This is a genomic window from Tsukamurella strandjordii, from assembly GCF_039525985.1.
Classification (GTDB): domain Bacteria; phylum Actinomycetota; class Actinomycetes; order Mycobacteriales; family Mycobacteriaceae; genus Tsukamurella; species Tsukamurella strandjordii.
In genome coordinates, this window is sequence record NZ_BAAAII010000008.1 from 331887 (window position 1) to 357154 (window position 25268).

General features: G+C 70.5%; 20 protein-coding genes and 1 pseudogene. 13 read left to right on the forward strand and 8 right to left on the reverse strand.

Features of this window, described 5'->3' with window-relative positions; all coding sequences use genetic code 11:
• Positions 1-28 precede the first annotated feature (28 nt).
• The 5 genes and pseudogenes from ABD108_RS16185 (at position 29) to ABD108_RS16205 (ending at position 3885) form a co-directional block, all read left to right on the forward strand.
• On the forward strand, positions 29-1198 hold the full coding sequence (locus ABD108_RS16185) for an ATP-binding cassette domain-containing protein (protein WP_343930807.1): 1170 nt from the start codon (positions 29-31) through the stop codon (positions 1196-1198).
• On the forward strand, positions 1195-1974 hold the full coding sequence (locus ABD108_RS16190; protein WP_343930808.1) for an ABC transporter permease: 780 nt from the start codon (positions 1195-1197) through the stop codon (positions 1972-1974). The genes ABD108_RS16185 and ABD108_RS16190 overlap by 4 nt, the downstream gene beginning before the upstream one ends.
• Positions 1971-2933 (forward strand): glycine betaine ABC transporter substrate-binding protein, encoded by a 963-nt coding sequence (locus ABD108_RS16195; RefSeq protein ID WP_343930809.1) that lies wholly within the window; start codon positions 1971-1973, stop codon positions 2931-2933. Before ABD108_RS16190 ends, ABD108_RS16195 begins: the two co-directional genes overlap by 4 nt.
• Positions 2934-3009: 76 nt before the next feature.
• Positions 3010-3516 (forward strand): annotated as a pseudogene (locus ABD108_RS16200) (cupin domain-containing protein); the annotation flags it as partial.
• 66 nt (positions 3517-3582) lie between these two features.
• Positions 3583-3885: a rhodanese-like domain-containing protein gene (locus ABD108_RS16205; protein WP_255585740.1), complete on the forward strand. Its 303-nt coding sequence runs from the start codon at positions 3583-3585 to the stop codon at positions 3883-3885.
• Here ABD108_RS16205 and ABD108_RS16210 read toward each other — a convergent pair.
• Complete coding sequence (locus tag ABD108_RS16210; RefSeq protein WP_343930810.1) at positions 3882-5027, reverse strand: GAF domain-containing sensor histidine kinase; 1146 nt, start codon at positions 5025-5027, stop codon at positions 3882-3884. The genes ABD108_RS16205 and ABD108_RS16210 overlap by 4 nt on opposite strands.
• 86 nt (positions 5028-5113) lie before the next feature.
• On the opposite strand from ABD108_RS16210, the gene ABD108_RS16215 reads away from it, so the two are divergent.
• Positions 5114-5362 carry a hypothetical protein gene (locus ABD108_RS16215; RefSeq protein WP_220657264.1) on the forward strand — a complete coding sequence of 83 codons (249 nt, stop codon included), beginning with the start codon at positions 5114-5116 and terminating at the stop codon, positions 5360-5362.
• Between the two features lie 5 nt (positions 5363-5367).
• On the opposite strand, the gene ABD108_RS16220 is transcribed toward ABD108_RS16215, so the two are convergent.
• Positions 5368-6018 carry a response regulator transcription factor gene (locus ABD108_RS16220; protein ID WP_343930811.1) on the reverse strand — a complete coding sequence of 217 codons (651 nt, stop codon included), beginning with the start codon at positions 6016-6018 and terminating at the stop codon, positions 5368-5370.
• A 175-nt stretch (positions 6019-6193) separates the two neighbouring features.
• On the opposite strand from ABD108_RS16220, the gene ABD108_RS16225 reads away from it, so the two are divergent.
• The 4 genes from ABD108_RS16225 to ABD108_RS16240 all read left to right on the forward strand — a co-directional run bounded on the left by ABD108_RS16225 (position 6194) and on the right by ABD108_RS16240 (position 11265).
• The gene (locus tag ABD108_RS16225) at positions 6194-7153 is read left to right on the forward strand and encodes an acyl-ACP desaturase (protein WP_343930812.1); all 960 of its coding nucleotides are present in this window, start codon (positions 6194-6196) and stop codon (positions 7151-7153) included.
• 10 nt (positions 7154-7163) lie between these two features.
• The gene (locus ABD108_RS16230; protein WP_220657267.1) at positions 7164-7844 is read left to right on the forward strand and encodes a TIGR00266 family protein; all 681 of its coding nucleotides are present in this window, start codon (positions 7164-7166) and stop codon (positions 7842-7844) included.
• A 111-nt stretch (positions 7845-7955) separates the two neighbouring features.
• A complete protein-coding gene (locus ABD108_RS16235) occupies positions 7956-9758 on the forward strand; it encodes a BCCT family transporter (protein WP_343930813.1) in 1803 nt (600 codons plus the stop codon).
• 19 nt (positions 9759-9777) lie between these two features.
• Positions 9778-11265, forward strand: coding sequence for a carboxylesterase/lipase family protein (locus ABD108_RS16240; RefSeq protein WP_343930814.1), 1488 nt, complete (start codon positions 9778-9780; stop codon positions 11263-11265).
• On the opposite strand, the gene ABD108_RS16245 is transcribed toward ABD108_RS16240, so the two are convergent.
• The 4 genes from ABD108_RS16245 to ABD108_RS16260 all read right to left on the reverse strand — a co-directional run bounded on the left by ABD108_RS16245 (position 11262) and on the right by ABD108_RS16260 (position 22010).
• Positions 11262-11852, reverse strand: coding sequence for a hypothetical protein (locus ABD108_RS16245; RefSeq protein WP_344185498.1), 591 nt, complete (start codon positions 11850-11852; stop codon positions 11262-11264). The two genes, ABD108_RS16240 and ABD108_RS16245, sit on opposite strands and share 4 nt — an antisense overlap.
• 56 nt (positions 11853-11908) lie before the next feature.
• Positions 11909-15247 (reverse strand): arabinosyltransferase domain-containing protein, encoded by a 3339-nt coding sequence (locus ABD108_RS16250; protein WP_343930815.1) that lies wholly within the window; start codon positions 15245-15247, stop codon positions 11909-11911.
• The gene (locus tag ABD108_RS16255; protein ID WP_343930816.1) at positions 15247-18642 is read right to left on the reverse strand and encodes an arabinosyltransferase domain-containing protein; all 3396 of its coding nucleotides are present in this window, start codon (positions 18640-18642) and stop codon (positions 15247-15249) included. Before ABD108_RS16255 ends, ABD108_RS16250 begins: the two co-directional genes overlap by 1 nt.
• Before the next feature lie 113 nt (positions 18643-18755).
• Positions 18756-22010: an arabinosyltransferase domain-containing protein gene (locus ABD108_RS16260; RefSeq protein ID WP_343930817.1), complete on the reverse strand. Its 3255-nt coding sequence runs from the start codon at positions 22008-22010 to the stop codon at positions 18756-18758.
• A 169-nt stretch (positions 22011-22179) separates the two neighbouring features.
• On the opposite strand from ABD108_RS16260, the gene ABD108_RS16265 reads away from it, so the two are divergent.
• On the forward strand, positions 22180-22605 hold the full coding sequence (locus ABD108_RS16265) for an ImmA/IrrE family metallo-endopeptidase (RefSeq protein WP_220657273.1): 426 nt from the start codon (positions 22180-22182) through the stop codon (positions 22603-22605).
• Positions 22602-23654 carry a hypothetical protein gene (locus ABD108_RS16270; protein ID WP_220657274.1) on the forward strand — a complete coding sequence of 351 codons (1053 nt, stop codon included), beginning with the start codon at positions 22602-22604 and terminating at the stop codon, positions 23652-23654. The genes ABD108_RS16265 and ABD108_RS16270 overlap by 4 nt, the downstream gene beginning before the upstream one ends.
• A gap of 28 nt (positions 23655-23682) precedes the next feature.
• Here ABD108_RS16270 and ABD108_RS16275 read toward each other — a convergent pair whose 3' ends face one another.
• Positions 23683-24087, reverse strand: a complete 405-nt coding sequence (locus ABD108_RS16275) for a transcriptional regulator (RefSeq protein WP_220657275.1) — start codon at positions 24085-24087, stop codon at positions 23683-23685.
• A 120-nt stretch (positions 24088-24207) separates the two neighbouring features.
• Here ABD108_RS16275 and aroQ point away from each other — a divergent pair, with 120 nt between their 5' ends.
• Complete coding sequence (aroQ, locus tag ABD108_RS16280) at positions 24208-24651, forward strand: type II 3-dehydroquinate dehydratase (RefSeq protein WP_305112273.1); 444 nt, start codon at positions 24208-24210, stop codon at positions 24649-24651.
• A 7-nt stretch (positions 24652-24658) separates the two neighbouring features.
• Here the strand turns inward: aroQ and ABD108_RS16285 are convergent, their stop codons facing one another.
• Positions 24659-25234 carry a TetR/AcrR family transcriptional regulator C-terminal domain-containing protein gene (locus ABD108_RS16285; RefSeq protein ID WP_220657277.1) on the reverse strand — a complete coding sequence of 192 codons (576 nt, stop codon included), beginning with the start codon at positions 25232-25234 and terminating at the stop codon, positions 24659-24661.
• Positions 25235-25268: the final 34 nt, after the last annotated feature.

The following is a 25268-nucleotide window of genomic DNA, read 5'->3' on the forward strand; positions in this document are numbered from 1 at the left end:
CCGTGTCCCCGACTGAACGGATCCCCGCATGACCGAGACCACGGGCGTATCGATCACCCTGGACAAGGTGGTCAAGAGCTACCGCGGCCAGAAGAAGCCGGCCGTCAAGGAGCTCACGCTGGAGATCGCCGCGGGGGAGACGGTGGCCATCGTCGGACCGTCCGGTTGCGGTAAGACCACCACTCTGAAGATGATCAACCGGCTCATCGAGCCCACCTCCGGGAAGGTGATCATCGGCGGCACCGATGCCACCGGCGTCGATCCCGACGAGCTGCGCCAGGGCATCGGCTACGTGGTCCAGGCCGGCGGCCTGTTCCCACACTGGACCGTGGAGAAGAACATCGCCGCGGTGCCGAAGCTGCTGGGCTGGGACAAGTCCCGGATCGACACCCGCGTGAACGAGCTGCTCGATCTGGTCGGCCTGGACCCTCACGAGTTCCGCGGACGCTTCCCCAAGGAGATGTCCGGCGGCCAGCAGCAGCGCGTGGGCGTGGCGCGCGCGCTCGCCGCCGATCCGCCGGTGCTGCTCATGGACGAGCCCTTCGGCGCCGTCGACCCCATCACCCGGGTCCGGCTCCAGGATCAGCTGCTCGCGATCCAGGAGGACCTGCACAAGACCATCGTGATCGTCACGCACGATGTGGACGAGGCCATCAAGCTGGGCGACCGCGTGCTGATCCTGTCGGAGGGCGGCCAGGTGGAGCAGTTCGCCACCCCGGAGGAGATCCTCACCGCCCCCGCGAACGAGTTCGTCGAGGAGTTCGTGGGATCCGGCGCCACCCTGCGTCACCTCACGCTCACCACCGTGAGCGAGATCCCCAGCGCTCCCGTGGTGCTCACCCACCCCGGTGAGGACTCCGAGGAGGTCGCCGCGCGCGCCAAGGAGGCCAAGCTCAGCTGGGTGGTGGTCACCGATGCCGACGGCCGGCCCCGCGCCTGGCCCTCGGTCTCGGAGGTGTTGAGCAAGCCGGTGATCTCCGACTACGTCGATCAGCGGCTCCCAGTGGTCGAGCGCACCGCCACGCTGGCCGACGCCCTCGACGTGATGCTCGCCGCGAGCCAGGGCGGCGTGCTGGTGACCCATCGCGACCGGGTGACCGGATCGCTCACCATCGAGCAGGTGGCCTCCCGCATCCGCGAGCGTCAGGCGATCGCCAATCCGGAGCAGGCCGCCGATACCTACCGGGCGGCGCCATGACCGCCACCGTGGACACCGAGGCCAAGAACCGGTTCGCCGGCGGCCCGCCCTTCGACCTGATCCTGGAACCGCTGCTGGTGGTGGTCGGATTCGTCGGCTACCTGATCTGGCACGCCACCCAGACCTTCTCGGAGACCGAGGCGGTGCAGCTGCAGTGGTCGGCCCTGGGCACGTCGGTGTGGCAGCACATCTGGCTCACCGGGGTCTCGGCCGTGCTCGTGGTGATCATCGCGATCCCGCTGGGAATCCTGGTGACCCGCAATCGGTTCGCCCGCATTTCCCCGATCGTCGTGGGACTGGCCAATATCGGCCAGGCCGCGCCCGTGCTGGGCATGGTGGTGCTCTTCGCCATGTGGTTCGGCACCGGGCGCTGGACGGCCGTCGCCGCGCTCGTGGTGTACGCCGTGCTCCCCATCCTGCAGAACACCATCGTGGGCCTGCGCCAGGTGGACGACCGGGTGATCGAAGCCGCCCGCGGACAGGGATTCTCAGCATTTCAGGCGCTGCTCAAGGTGGAGCTCCCGCTCTCGGTGCCCGTGATCCTGCACGGTGTGCGCACCGCGCTGGTGATCCTGGTGGGCACCGCCACCCTCGGCACCTTCATCGGTGCCGGCGGCCTGGGCGTACTGATCACCACCGGCGTCACCCTGTACCTGCCGCCGCTGTTGTTCTCCGGCGCTCTCCTGGTGGCGCTGCTCGCGCTCGGGATCGACTGGGTGGCGCGGATGGCCGAGTACCTGCTGTCCCCGCGCGGCCTGCGAGGAGTGCCCGCATGAGCCGCCGGCCGCTGATCGTCGCCCTGGTTGCGGCGCTGACCTTCACGCTCGGCGCCTGCGGGCTGGAGAGCTCCTCGGGACATTTCGTGCGTGCCGAACCGGCCGACGGCCAGAAGCCCCTGGCGGGCGCGAAGATCTCGGTGACCTCGAAGTCCTTCTCCGAGGGCGTGCTGCTCGGCAAGATCACCACCACCATGCTGCAGGCCTCCGGCGCCGATATCACCGATATCACCAACGCCCCCGGCTCGATGTCCTCGCGCCAGGCGATGACGAGCGGGGCCGCCGATGTCTCCTGGGAGTACACCGGCACCATCTGGGTGAGCTACCTCAAGCAGACCGAGATCATCAGTGACTCGGCGGAGCAATGGCGTCGGGTTCGCGATGCGGAGCGGGCCAACGGCATCGAGGTGCTCACGCCCGCCCCGTTCAACAACACCTACGCCTTCGCGGTCACGCCGCAGCAGAAGGCGCAGTTGAACCTGCGCACGCTCAGCGATCTGTTCCGGCTGCCACCGCCGCAGCGGACACTGTGTGTCGATCCCGAGTTCCAGTCCCGCCCTGATGGCCTCGGCCGGGTATTGGCCAAGTACGAGGTGCCCCTGGGGGGCGGTACGCTGCCGAACAGTGTGACCACCATGGATGCCGGTGTCATCTACTCGGCGATCTCCGGCGGTACGTGTCTCGCGGGCGATGTCTACGCCACCGACGGCCGGATCCGCAAGCTCGGGTTGGAGCTGTTGGAGGATGACCGGAAGTCTTTGCCTCCCTACGACGGCGTGCCGGAAGTGCGTTCGGACGCGCTCGCCAAGTACCCCGCTATCGCTGACGTGCTCGGGAAGGTGAGTCGGCTGCTGAACACTGAGACAATGCAGGAACTGAATGGCCAGATCGATCTGGAAGGTCGCGATCCTGCCGATGTGGCCGCCGCCTGGCTGCGCCAGGTGGGCCTCGTCCGCTGACCAGCGGCGATCGGCATTGCGGTCGCGCTGAGCGGAAGGGTTCTCGGTATCGCGCGCCCCGCCGACACTGAGGTGCATGACCGAGCACGTACCGGACCTGTTGGCGCTCACCGCCGCCGAGGCGGACAGGGTGCGCGCGGGCGATTACGACCACCTCATCCCCGATGCCTGGCCGCCCGGCGAACGCTGGGCCGCGCGGCTCTGGGGCGACGACGAGGTCGATGTCTGGCTGATCTCCTGGGTCCCGGAGCGGTCCACCGAACTGCACGACCACGCCGGCTCGCTGGGCGCGCTCACCGTGGTCGACGGTGCGCTGTCCGAACGCAGCTGGGACGGCGAACGACTCCGCGAACGGCGGATCGATCCGGGCGGGCAGGCCGGCTTCGACCGGGGCTGGGTGCACGATGTGACCCGGCACCCCGATGCGCACGACGCCGCCTCCGGTGAGGCCGATAAGCCGACGCTGTCGGTGCACGCCTACTCGCCGCCGCTGACGGCGATGTCGTACTACGAGGTGCGTCCCGACGGGCGGCTGCGGCGCGTGCGCAGTGAACTCACGGACGAGCCGGAGGCCCCGCCGAAGCACCGCGGCATCGACGCCCTGCTGGCCGCCGCCCGCGGCCGGATCGAGCGGGTCCCGGCTGCGGCGGTGGCCCGCGAGCTCGCCGCGGGCGCTCACCTCGTGGACATCCGGCCCGCGGCCCAGCGCGCCGCCGAGGGCGAGATCCCCGGCGCCCTGGTGATCGAGCGGAACGTGCTCGAATGGCGCCTCGACCCCGCCTCCGCCGCCCGGATCGACGAGGCGGTGGACTGGGACGTGCGCTGGCTCGTGATCTGCTCCGAGGGGTACACCAGCTCACTCGCCGCGGCGGCGCTGCGGGACATCGGCCTGCATCGCGCCGCCGATGTGGAGGGCGGCTTCCACGCCCTCACCGCCACGCTGGTCGGCTAGTCCTCGCGGGGGACCTCCCACCGCACCACGGTGCCGGGCCGCTCGGTGCCCGGCTCGGCCGGGCGGGCCTCGAACCGGCCAGCGCGCAGCTCGGCCCGCGTCGCGAGATTCCGTAGGCCGCTGCGCCGTCCGTCGGCGGGGATGCCGGCGCCGTCGTCGGCCACCTCCACGGCCACCGCATCGCCGCTCGCCGAGACCGTCACCGAGACCCGGGTGCCGCCGCTGTGCCGCACAGCGTTCGAGACGCTCTCGATGATCACCGCCTCCACATCGCGGGCCAGATCGTCGGAGACCGCGCTCTCCACCGGTCCGGAGAAGCCGATGTCCACGGCCAGATCGCCGCCGTGCGCCACCGACCGGGTGGCCCGCACCAGCCGGGCCCGCAGCTCGGTGCGGTGATCCGAGAGCTCGAAGATCGTCGACCGGATGTCGGCGATGGTGCGGTCGAGCTCGCCGATCACCGCATCGAGGCGCTCGCGCACGGGCTCCTCGTCGGCGGCCGATCGCGCCACCTGCAGGCCCAGCCCGGCGGCGAAGATCCGCTGGATCACGTGATCGTGCAGATCGCGGCCGATGCGCTCGCGCTCCTCGATCACCTGCAGCTCGCCCACCCGCTCCTGCTGCGCGAGTGCCGCGGTGTGCATCTGGGCGTTGTCGATCGCCACCGCCGAGGCAGCCGCGAAGACCTCGATCGCCTTCGCATCACCCGCGGTGAACAGCCGCCCGCCCGCCTTCTCGGAGAGGTAGATGCATCCGAAGAGATCGTCGTTGACGATGATGGGCGCGCCCAGGAAGGTGTGCATCGGCGGATGATTCGGCGGGAAGCCCACCGAGGCGGGATGCGTGGACAGCTCGTCGAGCCGGAGCGGCTCGCTCTCGCGCAGCAGGTAGCCCAGCACGCCGCGGCCGCACGGCGGATCGCCGATCAGCGCGGCGGCCTCGGCGTCGACGCCCACGTAGATGAACTCCTGCAGCGAGCCGTCGTCGTTGCTCACGCCCACCGCGCCGTAGCGGGCGTCCACCAGCGCCATCGCCGAGGTGACGATGCGGCGCAAGGTACTGGGTAGGTCGAGCCCCTGCGCCACCGCCAGCACGGCGCTGAGGATGTCCTGCAGGTCTGCGCGTTCGGGCTGCTCGCTCACCGCGCCTCCTGGCGCGTCCGGATCGGGAAGCGGGACGGGACGAACGCCCCTGTCACCGGCCGCCGGCGCACGGGATCGTGGTGCCCATGAACGGATGTGATGTCGACCCCCTCGACCGGCCGGAGTTGCGGGCCCTCGTGGTGGACCTCGCGGAGGCCGCCTACACCGGCCGGGTCACCCGGTGGAACGAGCTGCGCACCACGGCGGCGGTGCACGGCATGGACCTCGAGTACCTGGTGTGCGGCCTGCTGGGAAGGCTGCTCGCCGAACGTGCCACGCGCCGCGGGGAACCGGCGGTCGACGCCTGGTCGCACGCGCGGTCCTCGCTGGTGTGAGGCGGTCACGGCCGGGGCCCGCGGGATTCGCGCCACTGCGCCGCACGCAGCGCGGCCTGCACTCGGTTCTCCACGCCCAGTTTCGCCAGTACCCCGGTCACGTGGTTGCGGACCGTCTTCTCCGCCAGGAACATCCGGTCGGCGATCTGTTTGTTCGACAATCCCTCCCCGAGCAGTTCGAGCACCGCCTCCTCCTGGCCGGTGAGGCCCGCGCGGGCGGGGGAGGGGACGCGGTCGGCGTCGCGGATCCGTTGCAGCACACGGGTGGTGCTCGCGGAATCGAGCAGCGATCCGCCCGCCGCCACCGTGGCGATCGCCGTGACCAGCTCACTGCCGCGGATCTGCTTGAGCACGTAGCCCTGTGCTCCGGCGGTGATCGCGTCCAGCAGGGCCTGATCGTCGGAGTAGGAGGTGAGCACCAGGCAGGGGAGCCGCGGATCGCGCTCGCGCAGCGCGCGGATCAGGTCGATCCCGGAACCGTCGGGCAGGCGCACATCGACCACCGCGACCTGTGGCGCGACCGCGGGAATGCGGGCCAGCGCCGCGCGCACCGTGGCCGCCTCGCCCACCACCCGGTGAGTTCCGTCCGAGGTCAGCAGGTCGGTCAGGCCCCGGCGGACGATCTCGTGATCGTCGACGAGGAAGACGGTGGCCATGACGTCCAGGATAGGCCCGCGGCGCACCGTCGGACCGCCCACCGGGACATATGTACCGGGAGCCGATGACCGACGTCCCCGTTCGCGGTATCGCCGCGCCCCGAAGGACTTCGGGACGCCGCGGGGGACGGGACGGCCTGGCCCGCCGGGGCGCCGGCCGGAAGCATCGACAACCATGACCGACTTGACCGACCTGGAACTGCTGCACGAGCTCGCGGGAACCGCGGAGACGGAGGTCGACCGGCACCTGCGGCACGCCGTCGACTGGCATCCCCACGATTACGTGCCGTGGAGCCGCGGCCGGGACTTCGCCGCACTGGGCGGCACGGACTTCGAGGAATCCGATTCCGATCTGTCGCCGGTGGCGCGCGCCGCCCTGACGATGAACCTGCTCACCGAGGACAACCTGCCCAGCTACCACCGCGAGATCGCCGAGAACTTCTCCCTGGACGGTGCGTGGGGCTACTGGGTGCACCGGTGGACCGCGGAGGAGGCCCGGCACTCGATCGTCTTGCGCGACTATCTGACGGTGACCCGCGGTGTGGACCCGGTGGAGCTGGAGGAACTGCGGATGACGCAGATGCAGCACGGCTTCGCCCCGGGCATGAACTCGATGCTGCTGTCGGTGAGCTACGTGACCTTCCAGGAGCTCGCCACCCGGATCAGCCACCGCAACACCGCCGTGGTCTGCGCGGATCCGATCGCCGAGCGGATGCTGGGCCGCGTCGCCGCCGACGAGAACCTGCACATGCTCTTCTACCGCAACATCCTCTCGGCGGCGATCGACCTGGCGCCGGAGCAGGCCCTGGCCGCGGTGTACACGGTGCTCACCAACTTCCAGATGCCCGGCGCGGCGCTGCCGCACTTCCGGCGCGACGCCGTGCTGATGGCGAAGAACGGGATCTACGACCTGCGTCAGCATCGCGATTCCGTGGTGGTCCCGGTGCTCCGGACCTGGAATCTCTTCGATCGCACCGATCTCACCGGAGAGGCGGGCCGGATGCGCGATCTGATCTGCGATTTCACGGACGAGCTCGATGCCAAGGCGGTGCGCTTCGAGGAGTCGCGCGACCGCGCTCTGGCCCGTGATGCGGCGCGGCGTGAACGCGGCACCGTCGCCTCCGGCGTGCGCTAGATTCCTCCGCATGCAGGTACAGCTCCGGCACAACCCGTCGTTCACCATGGCGCGCTGCCATCTCGCGCCGAACGAGCCGATGACCATCGAATCGGGCGCCATGGTGGCCCACTCGGCCGGAATGCATCTGCAATCGCAGGCCCAGGGCGGCATCATGCAGGGCCTCAAGCGCAGCCTGCTCTCGGGCGAGTCCTTCTTCGTCTCCACCTTCACCGCCCCGCCGACCGGCGGCTGGGTCGATATCGCCGGCACGCTGCCCGGCGATATCGCGACCCTGCAGATCCAGCCGGACCGTCCCTTCTACATCACCCGCGGCGGCTGGCTGGCCAGCTCGTACGGCGTGCAGACCGCCGCCCAGTTCGGTGGCGCCAAGACCTTCTTCGGCGGCGAGGGCGCCTTCGGCCTGCAGGCCTCCGGCCAGGGCGAGGTGCTGGTGGCCTGTTACGGCGCGATCGACGTGATCGACCTCAAGCCCGGCGAACAGGTGGTCATCGACACCGGCCACGTGGTCGCGTACGACCTGAGCATGCAGTTCGCCATGCGCCGCGCCGTCCAGGGCAAGTGGATCCAGTCGGCCAAATCGGGCGAGGGCATGGTCTTCGAGTTCACCGGACCGGGTCGCGTGCTGCTGCAGACCCGCAACCCCCGTGGGCTCGAGGGATGGGTCCGTTCCGTGGTCCCGTCCGCCTGACCGGAATTCGTTCGAACCCGGAAGCGCCGCAGTCTAGTTGGCGCATCTGTGCAGGGTACGGCTTTGCAGGAGATTTGGTACTGCCCATACGACCTGTGATCTAGTGGGCTCATGGCTACTGTTACTAACGAGACAGGAAACCATCAGCGAACAGACTGGGTCGTGTTCGGTGTGACGGCCGTGGCGGTGCTCGCGTTCGTCGTGTGGGGTTTCCTTGATTCGGACGGGTTGAAGAAAACGACCTCCGATGTCCTTGACTGGATCATTACTGATTTGGGCTGGCTGTTCCTGATCTCAGCCACCTTGTTCGTTCTCTTCGCAGCTTTCCTCGCGTTCTCCCGCTTCGGCCGCATTCCGCTGGGCCGCGACGGTGAAGAGCCCGAGTACAAGACGGTCTCCTGGATCGCCATGATGTTCAGCGCCGGTATGGGTATCGGCCTGATGTTCTTCGGCGCCGCGGAGCCGATCAAGCACTTCGTGAACGCGCCTCCGGGCACGAACAGTCACGATGTGGCGGTGGCGATGGCCACCACGATGTTCCACTGGGGCTTCCACCCGTGGGCCATCTACGCGGTGGTGGGCCTGGCGATCGCCTACAGCACCTACCGCTGCGGCCGCAGCCAGCTGATCAGCTCGGTCTTCGCGCCGATCTTCAACCGCACCGGCGGGCAGGGCGTGGGCGGCAGGATCATCGACATCCTCGCCATCTTCGCCACCCTCTTCGGTACCACCGCCTCGCTGGGTCTCGGTGCCGCACAGGTGGGTGCCGGTATCGAGCGCCTCGGCTGGGTCGGCGACGGCTCCAGCAAGCTGTTGCTGGTGGCGATCATCGCCATCCTGACGCTGGCCTTCGTGGCCTCCGCGGTCTCGGGCATCGCCAAGGGCATCCAGTGGCTCTCCAACACCAACATGGTGCTGGCCCTGGTGCTCGCGGTCTTCGTCTTCGTGGTGGGTCCCACCGTGTTCATCCTGAACCTGCTGCCCACCACCATGGGTGCCTACGCGGCGGACTTCATGGACATGTCGGCCCGCTCGGCGGCCAACGAGCCCGAGGCGGGCTCCTGGCTGGCCTCGTGGACGATCTTCTACTGGGCCTGGTGGGTCAGCTGGACCCCCTTCGTGGGCCTGTTCCTGGCGAAGATCTCCAAGGGCCGCACCATCCGCGAGTTCGTGATCGGCGTGATGGCCGTGCCCACCCTGGTGTCGCTGGTGTGGTTCGTGATCTTCGGTGGCACCGCGATCAACGAGGAGCAGGCGGGCCTGGGCGTGAGCAAGGCCGCGAACGAGGAGGACCTCCTCTTCGACGTGCTGGGCAACCTGCCCTGGCCCACGCTCACCGCCTTCCTGGTGGTGCTGCTGGTGGGTATCTTCTTCGTCTCCGGTGCGGATTCGGCGTCCATCGTGATGGGCACCCTCTCGCAACGCGGCGCGGAGGAACCGAACCGGCTGATCACCATCTTCTGGGGCGTGCTCACCGGTGGCGTGGCCGCGCTGCTGCTGTGGGTGAGCGGCGACGACGCGCTCACCGGCATCAAACAGATGGCCATCATCGCCGCGGCACCCTTCCTGGTGGTGATGCTGGGCATGTGCGTGGCCCTGATGATGGACCTCTGGCACGATCCGCTGATCGTGGCGGAGCGGCAGCGCCGCGACGATCTGGGGCTGCGGGTTCGGGTGCACGCCAACACCCTTGCCGTGACCGATGATTCGACCGACGTCCTACCCTCGGAGGACGTCCCGGTGTACGTCGACGGCGAGGTCCCCGAGGATCTCTACCACCCCGCCCACACCGGCGAGATGGTGGCGGTCGAGGTCTACGAGGCGGACGCCGAGAACGATGCGGCGGCCCGTAAGACCGTGGAGGCCAGCGGCGATGTGCGCGTGGTTATCACGAAGGGCGACCAGAAGTCCTAGCGTCCGGCACGATGAGGGTATGGACGTGATCGTCGATACCCGCACCGGCCGCCTGCGCGGCGACGCCCGCGAGGGCGTGACCCGATTCCTCGGGATCCCGTACGCCGCACCGTTCGACGGCGCCGGGTGGTTCCTCCCAGCGGAACCCCCGGCGCCGTGGTCCGGTGTGCGGGACGCACTCGTCCTCGGCCCGACGGTGCCCAAACCCGGCTACCAGGGGCCCGTGGCCGAGATCCTCACGGCCGAGCCCGACTTCCCGGGGCCGGAATGCCTCAACCTCAACGTGTGGACCCCCGACGTCGCCGGCAGCGCGCCGGTCTTCGTGTGGATCCACGGCGGCGCCTTCCGCAACGGCAGCGGCCGCAGCCCCTACTACGACGGCGCCGCCTTCGCCCGGGACGGCGTCGTGTGCGTCACCCTCAACTACCGGCTCGGCGCTCTCGGCTTCCTCGACACCGGCGACGAGCACACCAATCTCGGCCTGCGCGACCAGCTCGCCGCGCTGCGCTGGGTGCAGGACAACATCGCGGCCTTCGGCGGCGACCCGGCGCGCGTCACCGTGGCCGGTGAATCCGCGGGCGGTATGAGCGTGGGCTCGCTGCTCGGCTCCCCGCACGCGGAGGGCCTGTTCGGGCAGGCCGTCCTGCAGAGCGGCGCCGGCCACCACGCCCTCACCCGGGAGACCGCGCAGACGGTGACCCGCGCCCTCGCAGCGAAACTGGGCATCGAGCCCACCCGCGAGGCCTTCGCCGGTGTGCCCGATAACGAGCTGATCTCCGCGTCCACCGCCCTCGATGCGGAGATCCAGGCGAACCCCGATCCGGCGGTGTGGGGCGAGCTCACCACCAACGTGATGATCTTCGAGCCCGTGATCGACGGCGATGTGGTGCCCCGGTTGCCGATCGAATCCATCCGCGCCGGTGCCGGTTCCGGCGTGCGGGTCCTGGTGGGCGCGAACGCCGACGAGGCGCTGTTCTTCCTCGTCCCGGGCGGGCTCATCGATTACCTGCCCGAGCAGGCGTTGGAACCCACCGCCGCCAAGTACGGCCTGCCCGATCCGGCCGGTGCGGTCGCGGCGTACCGGGCCGTCGAACCGGATGCGGCCCCGGGCACCATCTTCGCGCGCATCATGGCCGACTGGTTCTTCGGCATCCCCGCCGTCCGGATCGCCGAGGCCCGCACCGGCGGCGCCGACACCTTCGTCTACCGCTTCGACGAGCCGTCCACCGCCCTGGTCGGCCGGCTCGGTGCCTGCCACGCCGTCGAACTCGCCTTCGTCTTCGACAACCTCGCCGCCGAGGGCGTCACGAACCTCACCGGACCCGCGCCCTCGCAGGAGGTCGCCGACGAGACGCACGCCGCGTGGGTGCGGTTCACCCGCGGCGACGATCCGGGCTGGGCGCCCTACGGCGCCGAACGCACGGTCCGCGTCTTCGGCGGGCCGCACGACGGCGTGGTCACCGACCCCGGCGCCGGTATCCGCGCCCTCTGGGACGGCGTCCGCTAGCCGTCCTGCGCGGGCCGGTACATCGGGATCAGCTCGGGGCCGCCCGGCAGCCGGATCGGCTGCAGCGGTTCGAAACCGTGGCGCTGGTACAGCGGCACGTTCCGCGGGTTGCTGGACTCCAGGTAGGCGGGACCGGAAACCCGTGCGAGGCCGCGCTCGATCAGCGCGGAGCCGATGCCGCGGCCCGGGGTGGCGGCACCGAGTGTGGACAGGTACCAGTGCGGCTCCTTCGGCCGCCGCTCCAGGATGGCGCTCACCAGGCGGCTACCGCGCCGCAGACCCGTGCCGACACCCGCGAGGAGCACCGGCAGCGAGGCGATCTGCCGCAGCGCCGGCGGCTCGTAGCCCGGCGGATCCCAGTAGGCGGCGCCCACCATCGCCCCGTCCTCGTACAGCACGTCACCGGAGCCCGGTGCTCCGTGCGAGGCCAGGTACATCCCGGCGAAGGTGATCCGATCGGCGAACCGCCGCGGCTGCACCCAGCGCAGCACCGGATCGTCGGCGAAGGCGCGGGCCATCACGGCCAGCGAGGGCGCGACGGTGCGCGGTGTCAGCTCCTCGATCCGGCGACCGGCTGTGTGGGGCATGACCCGACGCTACGCCCGCGCCCGGTTCGGCGCCGGGGCACGCCGCCACACCTCCGTCAGTAGTTCGCCGACCGCATCGGACCGGGCGTGTACCAGCCGTTGCGAGTGGTGGTCCCCAACTCCAACTGCGCGGGCTCGGCCTTCGTCCACGGCGTGAACTTGGTGATCGTGCCCCAATCCATCGCCCACTTGTTCTGCAGGTAACTGGGCACGACCTGCTCGTGGTACATCGCGTCGGTCACGCCCAGCGGGCCGCCGGTCTTCCAGCCCTGCCACGTGTTCGAGGTCGAGATGGTGGCGCCCACATCCGGCGAGACCCGGTACTCGGGCCGCTCGAAGACTCCGTTCACCGCCCGCGTCTGGTGCTGGCACGGGAAGGCGAAGGCCACCATGAAGTCCAGCGCCACCACGGTGTCGCGGCCGAAGACCTCCTGCGCGGTGCGCATCGTGGTCATGCGCGGCGGCGTGAACGCGATCGCATCGGGCGACGGAACCGGATCGTCGACCACTACGCGCACCGTGTTCGTCCCGGCCGGGAGATCGGCCGTGGGGAACCGCAGGTTGCGCCAGTTGTTGTTGCTCCAGGCGTCGATCGGCACGAACCGGCCGAGCGGCTGCACGCCGCCGTCGGGCGCCCGCCGGCCGGCCTCCAGGAACAGGGTCCGGCCGTCGCGCTTGACGCCGTTCAGTCCGGTGGCCGCCACGGGTCCGACCACGGACAGCGTGACCAGCGGGGTGCGGTCGGTGATCTGTCCCAGGGCGTACCAGTCGGTGGTCACGTTCGCGAGGCCCGGTGCCCCCGCGCTGCCGATCACCGGCGTGGTGGCGGGATTCAGGCCGAAGGGCAGGGGGACGCCGTCGGTCTTGAAGTCCGGATTGCGTTTGCCGCCGGGAACTTCCGGCACGTCCTGATTCGTGACATCGGTGTTGTGCCCGGGGTTCGACTTCACCGGCGAGGCCCACCCGGGAACGCCGTTGAGCGTGAATCCGGTGGACCGCCCGCTGAGGGCCTGCGCCGCCGCGGGCACGGAACCGTCGGGCCGCGGTGCGGGCCGCAACTGTCCGCCGTTCGGGTCCTGCTCCATCAGCACGTAGTTCGCCATCGAGCAGGTGTCACCCTGCAGCGCACGGGCGTTCGAGGCGCCCCAGGAGAAGCTGCCGCGCTGTGAGTACACGCCCTTGGCCACGGTGGTCACGTCGAACAGCACCACCAGCATGGTGAGGATCGCCAGCGTGGGGATGGCCCGCGAGTTCGCCCGCGTGGGCTCGGGCAGGTAGTCGCGGCGGTAGTGCAGCCATAGGCCGTACAGGGCAGTACCCACCGACATCACGAACAGCACCCAGGAGAACTGCACGCCGAACAGCTCGGGAGGCATGTTGTTCCAAGGGATCCCGTACGTACCCGCCCAGTAGTAGCCGTTGCGCGAGGAGAACGAGATCGCGGCCACGAACAGTGCCGCCGCGGCGAAGAAGACGCGATTGCGCTTCGACCGCATCATCGGCGTCATGGTGAGTGTGGCGGCCACAGCGGCGATCCCGGCGGCGTAGCCCGCGTACAGGCCGAGGTGGTGCGTCCACTTGGTGGGGGTGAAGGCCAGCATCACGATGGTGGCGAAGAAGACCGCCATCAGGCGCCACACCGGTCCCGAGGAGATCCCCGCCGGGCGCTTGCGCCGCAACATGAAGGTGAGCACGGTGAACAGGCACAGGAAGGCAGTGAGCACGCCGATTCGGCGGATCACCGAGCCGTCCTCGGTCTCGAGCATCAGGTAGTAGTACCGGACACCCTCCTCGTACCACTCCAGCGTGGGACCGGTGACCTTCTTGACGTCGATCGCCTCGCGGAGTGCAGCGAAAGTGGGCGTGAAGAAGGCGTAGAACAGGTACGCCATGCCCGAGGCGAGGATCGGCGCGATCAGCGGCAACAGCCCATCACGCTTGCGGCGCTTGATGACCCGCGTGACGATCTGCCGCGATGCGGCGAGCAGAGCCGCCACGGCGATCAGGCCGCCCGGGGCTGCGCCCACGCACAGTGCGGCCGACGGCACGGCGATCGCCACCGGCAGCAGCCTGCCCGTGGCGATGGCGCGCTCCACCGACACCCAGGTGAGCAGCGAGAAGAAGACCACCGCGGGCTCGGGGCGCAGACCGTTGTTGAGCGGCAGCCAGATCAGCAGGAAGCCGCCCGCACCGGCCCACAGCGCGGCGGGGTTGTTCCGCACCGCGCGGCCCAACCGCGGGATCATCTCGCGGGAGATCACCAGCCAGGTCAACAGGCCGAACACCAACCCGGGCAGCCGCATCGCCGGCGCCGCGGTGGTGAAGTGCGAGATCGCGGTGAACAGGTAGTCGTTCCACCCCACCGGGTTCTCCGGCACACCGAAGCTGCGGAAGTAGTTGATCATGTAGCCGCTGTACTTCGCCTGCGTGGCCATCGTGATCTGGTAGCCGTCATCGGAGGTGTTCGGCCCGATCAGCCACCAGATGCCCAGCACACCGATCACCGTGAAATCCACCGGCCGCGGGCGCAGCCAGCCCTGCGGCATGAACCGGATGTGACCGCGGCCGTCGCGCATGTCCACGAAACCCAGCGCCACGAGCGCGAGGATCGTGGACGCCACGCCCACGATGATCGCGAGCAGCTTCAGCGTGGACGGCGAGGTGTTGAACCGGGTATCGATCTGCGTCGTGACGTCGATGCCCGCGACCGGGGTCGACTCCGGCAGATCCGTGTAGAAGCCGGTGATCTGCGGCCGCAGGTTCGGATCGGCCACCGTGTTCGAGAGCTGGTTGGAGGTCTGCGCTCCCGCCGGCATGCCGGTGAACTCGGCCGTCGTCGCCTCGGGCGTCGAGACGAAGCGGATCGCGCAGCCCGCGCCCGCGCGCGCCACATCGGCGCGGTTCGCGGTGGCCAGCGCCACATCACGATCGGCGATGAGCACGTTCTGCGCATCCGCGCGGATCACCAGGCCCTGCAGGCCCGGCCGCGGACCGTCGCTGGGCAGCGTGCGCAGCAGCGTGCCGCCCTGCGCCGGGAGCTGATCCACGACGGAGCACGGCAGCGTGACGTCGAGGCGGATCGGCGCATAGGAGACCAACGGAGCGTCGACGTTCGCGACCTTGCCGTTCTGCGGCCAATTCACCGCCGCGGTGTTCTCCTCGACCGGCAGGAAGGGCGTGAGGATCGCCAGGATGAAGCCCAGCAGGCCGGCCACCGCGGCGACGATCCGCCACTTCCCGTAGCGCTGCTCCGCCGGCAGCGTCGACGTCGGCTTCGAAGGCGGTGTCGGAGGCGGGGTCGAGGGTGCCTTCGACGGCGGTGTCGGCGCGGCGGCCTTCTTCGGTGCGTCCCCGTCCTTGCCCGACGGCGAGGAGGTCGAATTCTCGCTGGTCATCAGTTCCTCACCGTCTGGTTCGTCAGGGCGCGGATCGGGCCCTCGCGCCACAGCCCGGACCGCGTCTGCGTCCCGACCGTCAGATCCGCGGCGGGGGCGTCGGCGGCGATGGGGGTGTACTGCTGCAGCTCACCCCAGTCCCGGGTCAGATCGCCCGTCATGAAGGTCGGCAGCGTGGTCGTCCTGAGCAGCGTGTCCGGCACGGTCAGCAGGCCGCCGGCCTCGCGGGCCTGCCACGTCGAGGAGGTCGACAGGGCGTCCTTGCGCGTCGGCAGGATGCGCCACTTGGGCACCTCGTAGGTACCGTTGCGGATCGCCATCGGCCGCTGGCACGGGAACTGCTGGCCCACCAGCAGATCCAGCAGCACCGGGTCCTGCTTGCCCACCACGTCCTGCAGCGTGCGCAGGCGCGGCGCGCGCGGCGGCGTGACCGCCACCCACTGCTGCTCGCCCAGGTTCGGATCGCGCACGTGGATGCGCACCACGTTCGCGGTCGGCGGGATCGCGTCCATCGGCACCCGCAGGTTCCGCCAGGGCTTGTTCGGGCCCGGATCGATCGGATCCAGCACGCCCTGCGCGCCCAGCGAACCGTCGGGACGGCGCTCCGCCCACTCCAAGGTCACGGGCTGGCCGTACTCCTTCTTGCCGGTCGGACCGACCGAGGAGATCGCGCCCGAGGCCGCGAAGGCCACCAGCGGGCGATCCGCCGAGCGGGCCGGCACCGTATACCAATCGCTGAACAGCTCGGCGGGCACCGTGTTCTGGCCGTACGAGCCCACCACGGGCGTGCGGGCCGGATCCAGGCCGAAGGGGAGCGCGGCGGTGCTGCCGTTGATGGTCCGCGGTCCGCGCCCGCCGCCCGTCCCGGCGGTCGCCGCCGTGGAAGTGAAGGGCTGGGTGATCGGCGAGGCCATGTTGATCTGGCCGGGCGCCGAGCTGATCGCCAGCGGCTTGAGCTCGTCGGGCAGACCGTCGGGCAGGAAGCCGTGGCTCGCGCTGCCGGTGAGCGCCTGCGCCGCCGGGCGGCCCTCCGCCGAGGGCAACAGGTCGGAGCTGGGATCGGTTTCCACCAGCACCTTCTCGGCCATGCCGCAGCTGTCGCCGCGCAGCGTGTCCAGGTTGCCCTTGGCCACGGTGTAGGTGGACGGGTTCGAGACCATCGCCTTCGCGAAGATCGCACCCTCGCCCAGCACCAGCAGGCCGAGCACCACCACGAGCGGCAGCGAGGCCAACTGGAGCCGGCGCCGGGCCCGCCGGGCACCGTCCTGCTCCGCCTGGGTGTGCGTGGCCAGCTCGGCGTCATCGGCGTTCACCAGATCGCCGTCGGCCAGGCCGCCCTCGCCGCGCCGGCGGAAGTCCATCCGGAAGTGCTGCCACGCGGCCAGCGCGCCCGCGACGAAGGCGAGGTCACGGAACACCGTGCTGAACGTGAGGCCCGCGACCTCGGGCTGCCGGTCGAACCACGGCACGCCCCACGGGTACGGCCACGGCCACAGGTTGAAGCCCGCGAAGGCCGCGGCGAGCGCGAACAGCATGCCGCACAGGAAGAACGTGAAGTTGCGGACCGAGGTGCGCGCGGCCTCCACGACCGCCACCGTGGTCACGGCGGCCAGGGCCGCGGCGAGTCCGGCGTACACACCGAAGTGGATCGTCCACTTGGTCGGCGTCAGCGAGAGCAGCGCCGCCCCGATGAACACCGCACCCACCAGGCGCCACACCGGACCCGGATCGATCCGCGGAATCCGCTTGCTGCGCAACATCACGAACAGCGCCACGAACAGGCACATGATGAACAGGTACACCGGCACCCGGCGCACCAGCGAACCGTCCGTGGTCTCCACGGTGAGGAAGAAGTAGCGCAGGTACTCCTGCGTCCACGGCGCCACCGGACCCACCTCCAGGCGGATCCGGATCGCCTCGGCCACCGACGCGAGCGACTGGTCGCGGAAGGCGATCGGCACGATCACCGCACCCGCGGCGAGGATCGGGAGGACCAGTGCGGCGATCCCCGCCTCGTTCCGGCGCGCCACGATCACGCGCAGCACCGCCGCCGACGAGGCCAGCAGCAGCGCCACCGCGACCACGCCCTGCGGCGCGAGGCCCAGCGTCATCCCCGCCGCCAGGGCGGCGATCGCGGCCGGAAGCAGGCGCCGCGTGGCCACGGCCCGCTCCACCGCCGCCCAGGTCACGATGGTGCCGAGCACGATGATCGGCTCCGAGCGCAGGCCCGAGTTCATCGGGAACCAGAAGGCCAGCAGCATCGCCCCGGCGGTCCAGGTGGCCACCGGATAGCGGCGGATACCCGGACCCAGCCGCGGCAGCAGCACCCGGGAGAGCAGGAACCACACGGCGATGCCCGCGAGCAGCGCGGGGATCCGCATCCACAGCGCGTTGGCGCTGATCGAGCCCCACTGCGCGAGGAAGCTGTAGTACCAATCGAAGGGCGCCTCGGGGGCACCGAAGAAGCGGTAGTAGTTCGGGGTGTAACCGGCCTCCGAAGCGACCTTGCCCATCGACAGGATGTAGCCGTCGTCGGAGCCGCCGCCGCCGAGGAAGGTCCACAGCACCAGGCCGCCCACCACGGCCACGTCGACCGGCCGGGGCCGCAGGATCTGCTTCCAGCCGCGGCTGGGGGCCCGGCGGTGGTAGCCGTAGCCCCGGTCCAGCAGCCACAGGGCGATCAACGAGGCCAGCACGCACAGCAGGCCCAGCGCGATCGCCAGCGCCTTCACGGGCGAGGGCGCGAGCTCGAACCGGGTGTCGATCTCGGCGTGCGCGCGGAGCCCGGGTCCGGCCGCGGCGACCTGGGCGGGCGTGAGATCGGTGAAGACGCCGCCCATCACCGGGCGGTTCTCCGTGGCCGTGGTCCCGGCCACGTCGGTGCCCTCGAACCGGGCGCCCACCTCAGCCGGGTTCGACCACACCTGCAGCTGCGCGCAGCCGCGCAGCCGGTCCATCGGGGCGGCGGCGATCACCGCGTTGCGGGAGGCCACCGTCACCGACTGCGCGGGACCGGGGGCGCCCACCGAGACACTCAGCCCCAGCTCGCGGGCCTGTGAGGTGCCGATCGGCAGCGTCGACAGGGCGACCCCGCCCTTCGCGGCGAGCTCGGTGAGCACCGAGCACGGCACCGTCGCGGTGAAGTTCGCGGGCGACTGCGTCACCAGCGAGGCGGTGACATCGGCACTCGTCGCGCCGGGCCGCGCCTGCGGCCAATCGAGGCCGGCGGTGGCCTGCTTCACCGGCAACAGCGGGGTCAGCAGGCAGAGCAACAGGCCGACCACACCCGCGGCGAGCGCCACGAGACGGGCGAGCCGCACCCGCGACTGCCCATCGGGCTGCGGGGTGGGCTGCGGGTCGGGCTCCCGGTCGGAGCGCGAAGTAGGCACGGACACGGATGCTCATGGTATTCGAGACACCGCGAATCTCCGCCTTCCGGCCCGCCTACGTGCGGATTCGTTCAGCGGATTCTCAGCCCGCGGTCCCCTCGGCGGTCAGGAACGGGCCGTCAGGAGTCCGTTTTGTCCTTCCGGATCGGGGCCTCCACATGGGTGCCCCACACGGTGCGGCTGCCCACCGTGAGATCGGCCGGCCGGGCCGGCGTGTACGGCGTCAGCCGCATCACCTCACCGAAGTCCTGCCCCAGGTCGCCCTTCAGATATGCGGGCACCTTCTCCTGCCGCAGCAGCATCTGGGTCCAGCCCACGGGACCGCCGCCGAGGGTGCCCTCCCACTCGGTGGTCACCGGCGACAGGTTCTGATCCGGCGTGATCCGCCACTGCGGCACCTCGGCGACGCCGTCGCGGTGCAGGAAGGGCCGCTGGCAGGTGAAGCTGAGACCGGACGTCCAGTCCACCAGCACCGGGTCCGTGGAACCGATCAGCTGCTGGGCGGTCACCAGCTTCGACATCCGGGGCGGCGTCACCGCCAGCCAGTGATCGATCGCGAGATCGTCGTCGATCGCCACCAGGCGCACGGCGGTCACCCCGTCGGGCAGGTCCGTGCGGGGCAGGCGCAGGTTCCGCCACGCGGGCTTGGGTCCGATGTCGATGAAGCCCTTCTTGCCCGCCACCGGCAGATCCGGGCCGGTGGGCGGCGCCGTCGTGTACTCGAGGTACAGCTCGTCGTCGGTGAATCGGCCGGCCGCCGACATGGTCAGCAGCGGGCGGTCGTCGCCCGTGGGCAGCGGGTACCACTGCGAGACGATCTTCGCCCGTTCCTGCTGCTCCGCCGAGTACGAGCCGAGCACGGGCGTGCGCGCCGGATCGAGGTCGTAGGGCAGCTTCATGTGCGAGCCGTTGATGCCGGCGCGGTCGGTGCGGCCCGAGGTGGTCTCCTGCGGCAGCCGGACCATCGCGTCCAGCGAGGTCGACGAGTCGTCGGTGCCCGACGAGGTGGTGGCGTTGATGACCGGCGGCACCCCGTCGGGCGTCACGCCGACGGTGCCCGGTCCGGCCAGGCCGCCTCGAACGTCGCCGCCGATCGGGGTGAGCAGGCCGCCCGTGGCATCCGGCTCGGTGAGCACGAAATCGGCCATGTTGCACTCCTCGCCCACCAGGGCCCGCAGGTTCCCCTTGCCGACCGAGTACGAGGAGAACTGGGTGAGCACCGTTGTCGCGGTGAGCGTTCCCACGCACAGCACCACCACCGCGCCCGAGGCCCAGGTGATCGGGGACTGCCGGCCGAAGAAGCCGACGATGCGCGTGACGAGGGCGGGCGCGGGGGCCTGCTGCGGCTCGTGGAAGTGCAGCCATCCCGCGGCGAACACCGACAGCACGGAGGCCACGAAGAAGACGGTGCCGAGCGCGAGCACCGTCGAGGTGCCCCACGGGACGCCGTAGTTGCTGGCGTACCACCAGCCGTTGGGCCCGCTGAAGGAGAGCCCGAGGACGAAGAAGACCGAGGCCGCGGTGATCGCCCGGTTCCGGGGATTGCGCATCGCGACGGGGGCGATCGCCACGGCGGTGAGCGCGGCGAGGGCACCGGCGAGGCCGGCGAAGGCACCGAACTGGTGCGTCCATTTGGTGGGCGTGAACATCAGCAGCAGCAGCCCGCCGAAGGTCACGGCCACCACGCGGCGTCCGGGGCCGAGGCTGGTGCCCGGCACCCGGCCCTTGCGCAGCAGCACGGCACCGGCCAGCAGCAGGCACAACAGGGTGATCAGGACCGCGAACCGCCGGGCCACGCCGCCGTCGGCGGTGAACGTGAACAGTGCCGAGTAGCGGTCGATCTCGTTGTACCACTTCTTGGTGTCGACCACCGTGCCCACCGAGGACTGCATCGCGGTCTTGGCGAAGAAGGCCGCGGCGGTGAGCTTGGAGAAGATGATCGGCACCAGCAGCACCCCGCCCGCGAAGACGGGCGCGGCGTTGGCGATCAGGCCCAGCCGGAACCCGACGGAGCCGGTGCGGGCGCGGTGCAGGATCCGGCGCCCCACCGGGCGCACCCCCGCGAGCAGCGCCGCCACCGTCATGATCCCGGTCGGGCCGGCGGCCACCGTCCACCCGGCGACGATCGCGGCGGCCGCGAAGGGCAGCACCCGGCCCGTGGCGATGGCGCGTTCCACCGAGCACCAGGTCAGCAGCGCGCCGAGCGCGATCACCGGCTCCGGGCGCAGGCCGTTGTTGAAGGCCATCCAGTAGATGAGGAAGACGCCGCCCGCGGCCCACAGGGTGGTCGACGAGCGCGCCGCACGACCCAGCCGCGGCACCACCTCGCGGCTGATGATCAGCCACGTCGCGATGCCGCAGAGCAGGGCCGGCAGCCGCACCCAGGGGCTCGCGGGGCTGATGTTGTCGAGCCAGGCGAAGGCCTGGTAGTACCAGCCGAAGGGGGTCTCCGGCGCGCCGTACCAGCGGTAGTAGTTGGCGGTGTAGCCCGCTTCGCTCGCGGCGCGGGCCATGGTCAGGATGTAGCCGTCGTCGGAGGTGTTGGCGCCGATGAAGTGCCAGGCCACCAGGACCGCGAGCACGGTGCTGTCCAGCTTGCTCGGCCGCCACCAGCCCTCGGGCAGCACCCGGCGGTGCCGACGGCCGTCGGCGGCCACGTCGAGACGGTGCAGCGTCACCAGGCTCGCGAGGATCAGGCCCACGGCCAGCAGGATCGTGATCCACCGCAGGATCGACGGGGTGGTGGTGTAGCGGGTGTCGATCGTGGCGTGGAAGCGGATGGCGGTCTCGGCCGTCACCGGGCCGGTCAGCTGGGTGAACGCGCCCACGGTCTGCGGGCGGTAGTCGAATCCGTTCTCCTTGCCGCCGGCCAGCGGCGTACCGTCGGCGGCCTTGAGCCCGGTGACCTCCGCCTGCACCCGCTCGGCGTCGCCGGTGAAGACGATCTCGCCGCACGCGGGATTCGCGAGTTCGGAGACGGGCACGCTGACCAGCGGTGTGTTGCGGACGATCACCTCGAGCCGGCGCTGCTCGGGCGGTGCGTCCGCGGCGCCGGCCACCGCGATCGACAGGCCGCGCCGCAGCGTGTCGGGGGAATCCACCGGACCGGTCGCCACCAGGGTGCCCACCCCGCCGGGGAGCCGGCCGACGGCCGAGCAGGGCACGCGCACGTCGAGCCGGTCGGGGACGTAGGACACCAGCGGCGCGGCGACGGACTCGAGCGTGCCGCGCTGCGGCCAGTCCAGGGCCGCCGTCGCCTGCTTGACGGGCATGAACGGCGTGAGGAGCGCGAACAGAACGCCCAGGACGCCGGTGAGGGCCGCCGTCCATGCGGTGGTGCGGGCGGCGCGCTGGGCCGTGGACGGTTCGGGCACTCAGCGATTCTAATCGTCGCCGCCGCACGGCCCGCCCGTACCGGTCTCGATGTCGCAATGACCACGAGAGCGGTCGCCGACCTGGGCGGATGCACATTCGCTCCTGGCGAATTCTGCTCAGCGGACGCTCTCTGCACTGAACGCGGACGATCGGACGTATCGTTTGGGCATGGCTGGCATCGATCGACCCACGCGCGCAGTGCGCTCGGTCGTGCGTGCCGTCACTCCGACCTCCGGTGCGGGTCCCAGGACCATCGCCGAAGTGGTCGCCGCATACGCGGAACACCGGGGCCGGCCGATCGACGTCCGGCGGCAGGCGCTGCCCGTCGGCGTCTTCGGCATGTGGCTGAAGAACGACGCCCGTGACCTCCTCCTGGTCTCGACCGGGATCGCGACACCCGAGCAGACCCTCGCGCACGAGCTGGGTCATCTCGTGCTGGATCATCCGCAGGGCTGCTCGTCCGATCCGGATGCCGGCAAGGCCGCCGAGGCCGAGCGGGAAGCGGAATCCTTCGCCACCATGCTGGTGCGGCGCGTCGCCGCGGGTAGCACGGCCGGTTCGGTGGACGCGGTGGTGGACGAGCTACTCGGATGATCGCTTCGCTCGTTGCTCCGATCCTGTGGCTCGGAGCGTTGGAACGGTTCAGTCGCTGGCAGACCAATCGGAACATGCCGGCCGGTGCTGCGCTGCTGACGGCCGTCGCACTGGCCGTCATGGTCACCGTGGACACGCCCGCGGCCATCGGTGCTCTGACCCATGCGGGTCTGCACGAGACCGAGGTCATCACCCTGCAGCGGTTGCTGCTCCTGGTGGCCTGCGTCGGGGCGCTGGTCTTCGCGCTCGCGCTCGACGGGGAGGTCTCCCGGCAGCGCATCGTGGTGCGGGTCCTGCCGCTGGTGATCGCGGGGGTGCTGGTGATGGGCAACGCGATCGCGGTCCGGCACGCGGATCCGACCCTGCTGATGAGCAGCAGCGTGGTGGGCCAGGCACTGGAGTCGGCGCTGGTCTACAGCTGTCTGATGCTGACCGCGCTGGTGGTGGCGAGGTCCACGTGGCGCGCCTCGCGGCGTACCCGGATGCATCGCCCGCAGCTGCGGATCCTCGCGGGCGGCGGCGTGATCCTCGCGGTGGTGGCGGTGGCCAACGTCATCGCCGGTGGTTTCCTGCTCCAGCATCTGCAGCTGAACGTGTGGGTCCTGCGCCTGAACCGGCTGATGCTGGATGCGGGGTTCGCGAGCTGGGCGCTCGTCTTGATGGCGTCCTGGGTGGGCACGGTGATCGTGGCGACCCGGGAGTGGTGGAAGTACCGGCCGGCGTACGAGCAGGTCCGTGAGCTGTTCCCGGACCTGGAAGCGGTGGTGCGGCCCGGCGGCGGCTGGGTGGAGACGGTGGACGCCCGTGCCGGTGTGGTGCTCGACGGGTGGGCCCTGCTGGCGCGTCCGGGCGATCCACTGCACGACGAGGATCCGACCACTGAGCGGGCGCGGGCGGTGGCCACGTGGCTCGACCTGTCGGCGCCGTACGGATCGATCACGGCGGCCGATCTGGCGCCGCCTCCGGGCTGGCGCATGGCGCGCTGGGTGTCCGCGATAACGAGCAGGGCCCAGCACACCACGTCGCCCCTGATGGAGCGGGTGCGCTGAGCCCTGTCGAGTGGCTTGCGGGACCGCCTTATTCGGCGGTGCCCTCCTTGTTCTCCTCCGCCTCGAACTCGGCCAGGAGGCCGGCGAGTGCGGCGCGACGATCCGCCGAGAGCTTCACCGAGCGGCGTGCCATCTCGAGCATGCCGGACTCGCGGAGCTCGCGGGTGAGCTCGAGGTCGGCGAGGACCTCACGCTCGTACAGCGGGTCCGAGAAGTACTCCGCGCGTACGCCGAAGGTCTGCGCGATGGACGCAACCATGTCGTACGCGGGACGCGAGCTACGACCCGACCGGAGCTGCGAGAGGTAGGGAACAGACAGCTTGCCGCCGCTCTCCTCCACCATCCGGCAGAACTCGGACGAGGTGTAGGGACCGCGGTCGGCAGGATGTACCACCTCGAAAAGTCGGTTCAGCTTGGCCGCGAACGTGGTCATCAGGCCCTCCCTTCAGTGTTTACGAATACAGAGCACCCTACATGGCCGAAGCCTTGCTGCGCACGCCGTGGGATTTCGATCTCAAAAGTGTCGGACCCTTTGAGGCTAGGCTATCGCTCCATGGGCCCTGTCATCCTGGTGCTGAACGGACCGAACCTGAACATGCTCGGCGTGCGCCAGCCGGAGGTGTACGGGTCGAGCACCTACGCGGACGTGGTCGCGGTCTGCGAACGCGCCGCCGCCGCCGCGTCGGTCGCGGTGGACGTGCGCCAGACCAACGACGAGGCCGAGATGCTGGAGTGGATCCATCACGCCGCCCGGTCCAAGGAGTTCGCGGCCATCGTGATCAATCCGGCGGCATGGACGCACACCTCGGTGGCGCTGGCCGATGCGCTGGTGATCCCCGAGATCCCGGTGATCGAGGTACACATCTCCAATGTGCACGCGCGTGAGTCCTTCCGGCACCACTCCTACGTCTCGCCGCTGGCGGCCGCGGTGATCGCGGGCTGCGGGATCGCCGGCTACGGCTACGCGGTGGACCGGGCGGCGGCGCTGATCGCCTGAACCCGGCTCAGGCGGGCAGCCGCCCGCGCAGGCCGTCGACGATGAGGTCGACCCCGCCCGCGAAGGCCCGGTCGGTGCCGGGCCCGTCGAGTTCGCCCGCGGCGGCGCCGGCCCGGGCCATGGCCTCGCGGGTCTGCTCCTCGAAGGTGAAGCCCACCACGAAGTGGGCGAGGGTGAGGGCCACGGCGTGCGCGTCGGCCGGTTTGGCTCCCGCGGCGGTGGCGATCTCGGCGAGCTGTGTGTGCAGGTTGCGGGTGCCCAGCTGCGAGGCCAGCGAGGCGGAGACCACCTCGGCGCCGTCGCGGTGCCGGCGCAGCACGCCGCGCAGCGCGTGGGCGTAGCCGGTGAGCTGGCGGTCCCAGCGCATCCGTGACTTCGAGGCGGCGGCCGCGAGAGCGGGATCGGCGAGGATCGTGTCCGCGATCGCGGCGAGCAGCGACTGCTTGTTCGGGATGTGCCAGTAGAGGGCGCCGGGGGCCACCCCGAGTTCGGCGGCCACGCGGCGCATCGTCAGGTCCGGGAGTCCCACCGTGTCGAGGACGCCGATCGCGGAGGTCAGCACGTCCTGTCGATTGATGGCCACGGACTTGACTGTAGCCGAGCGCCCCATTATCTCT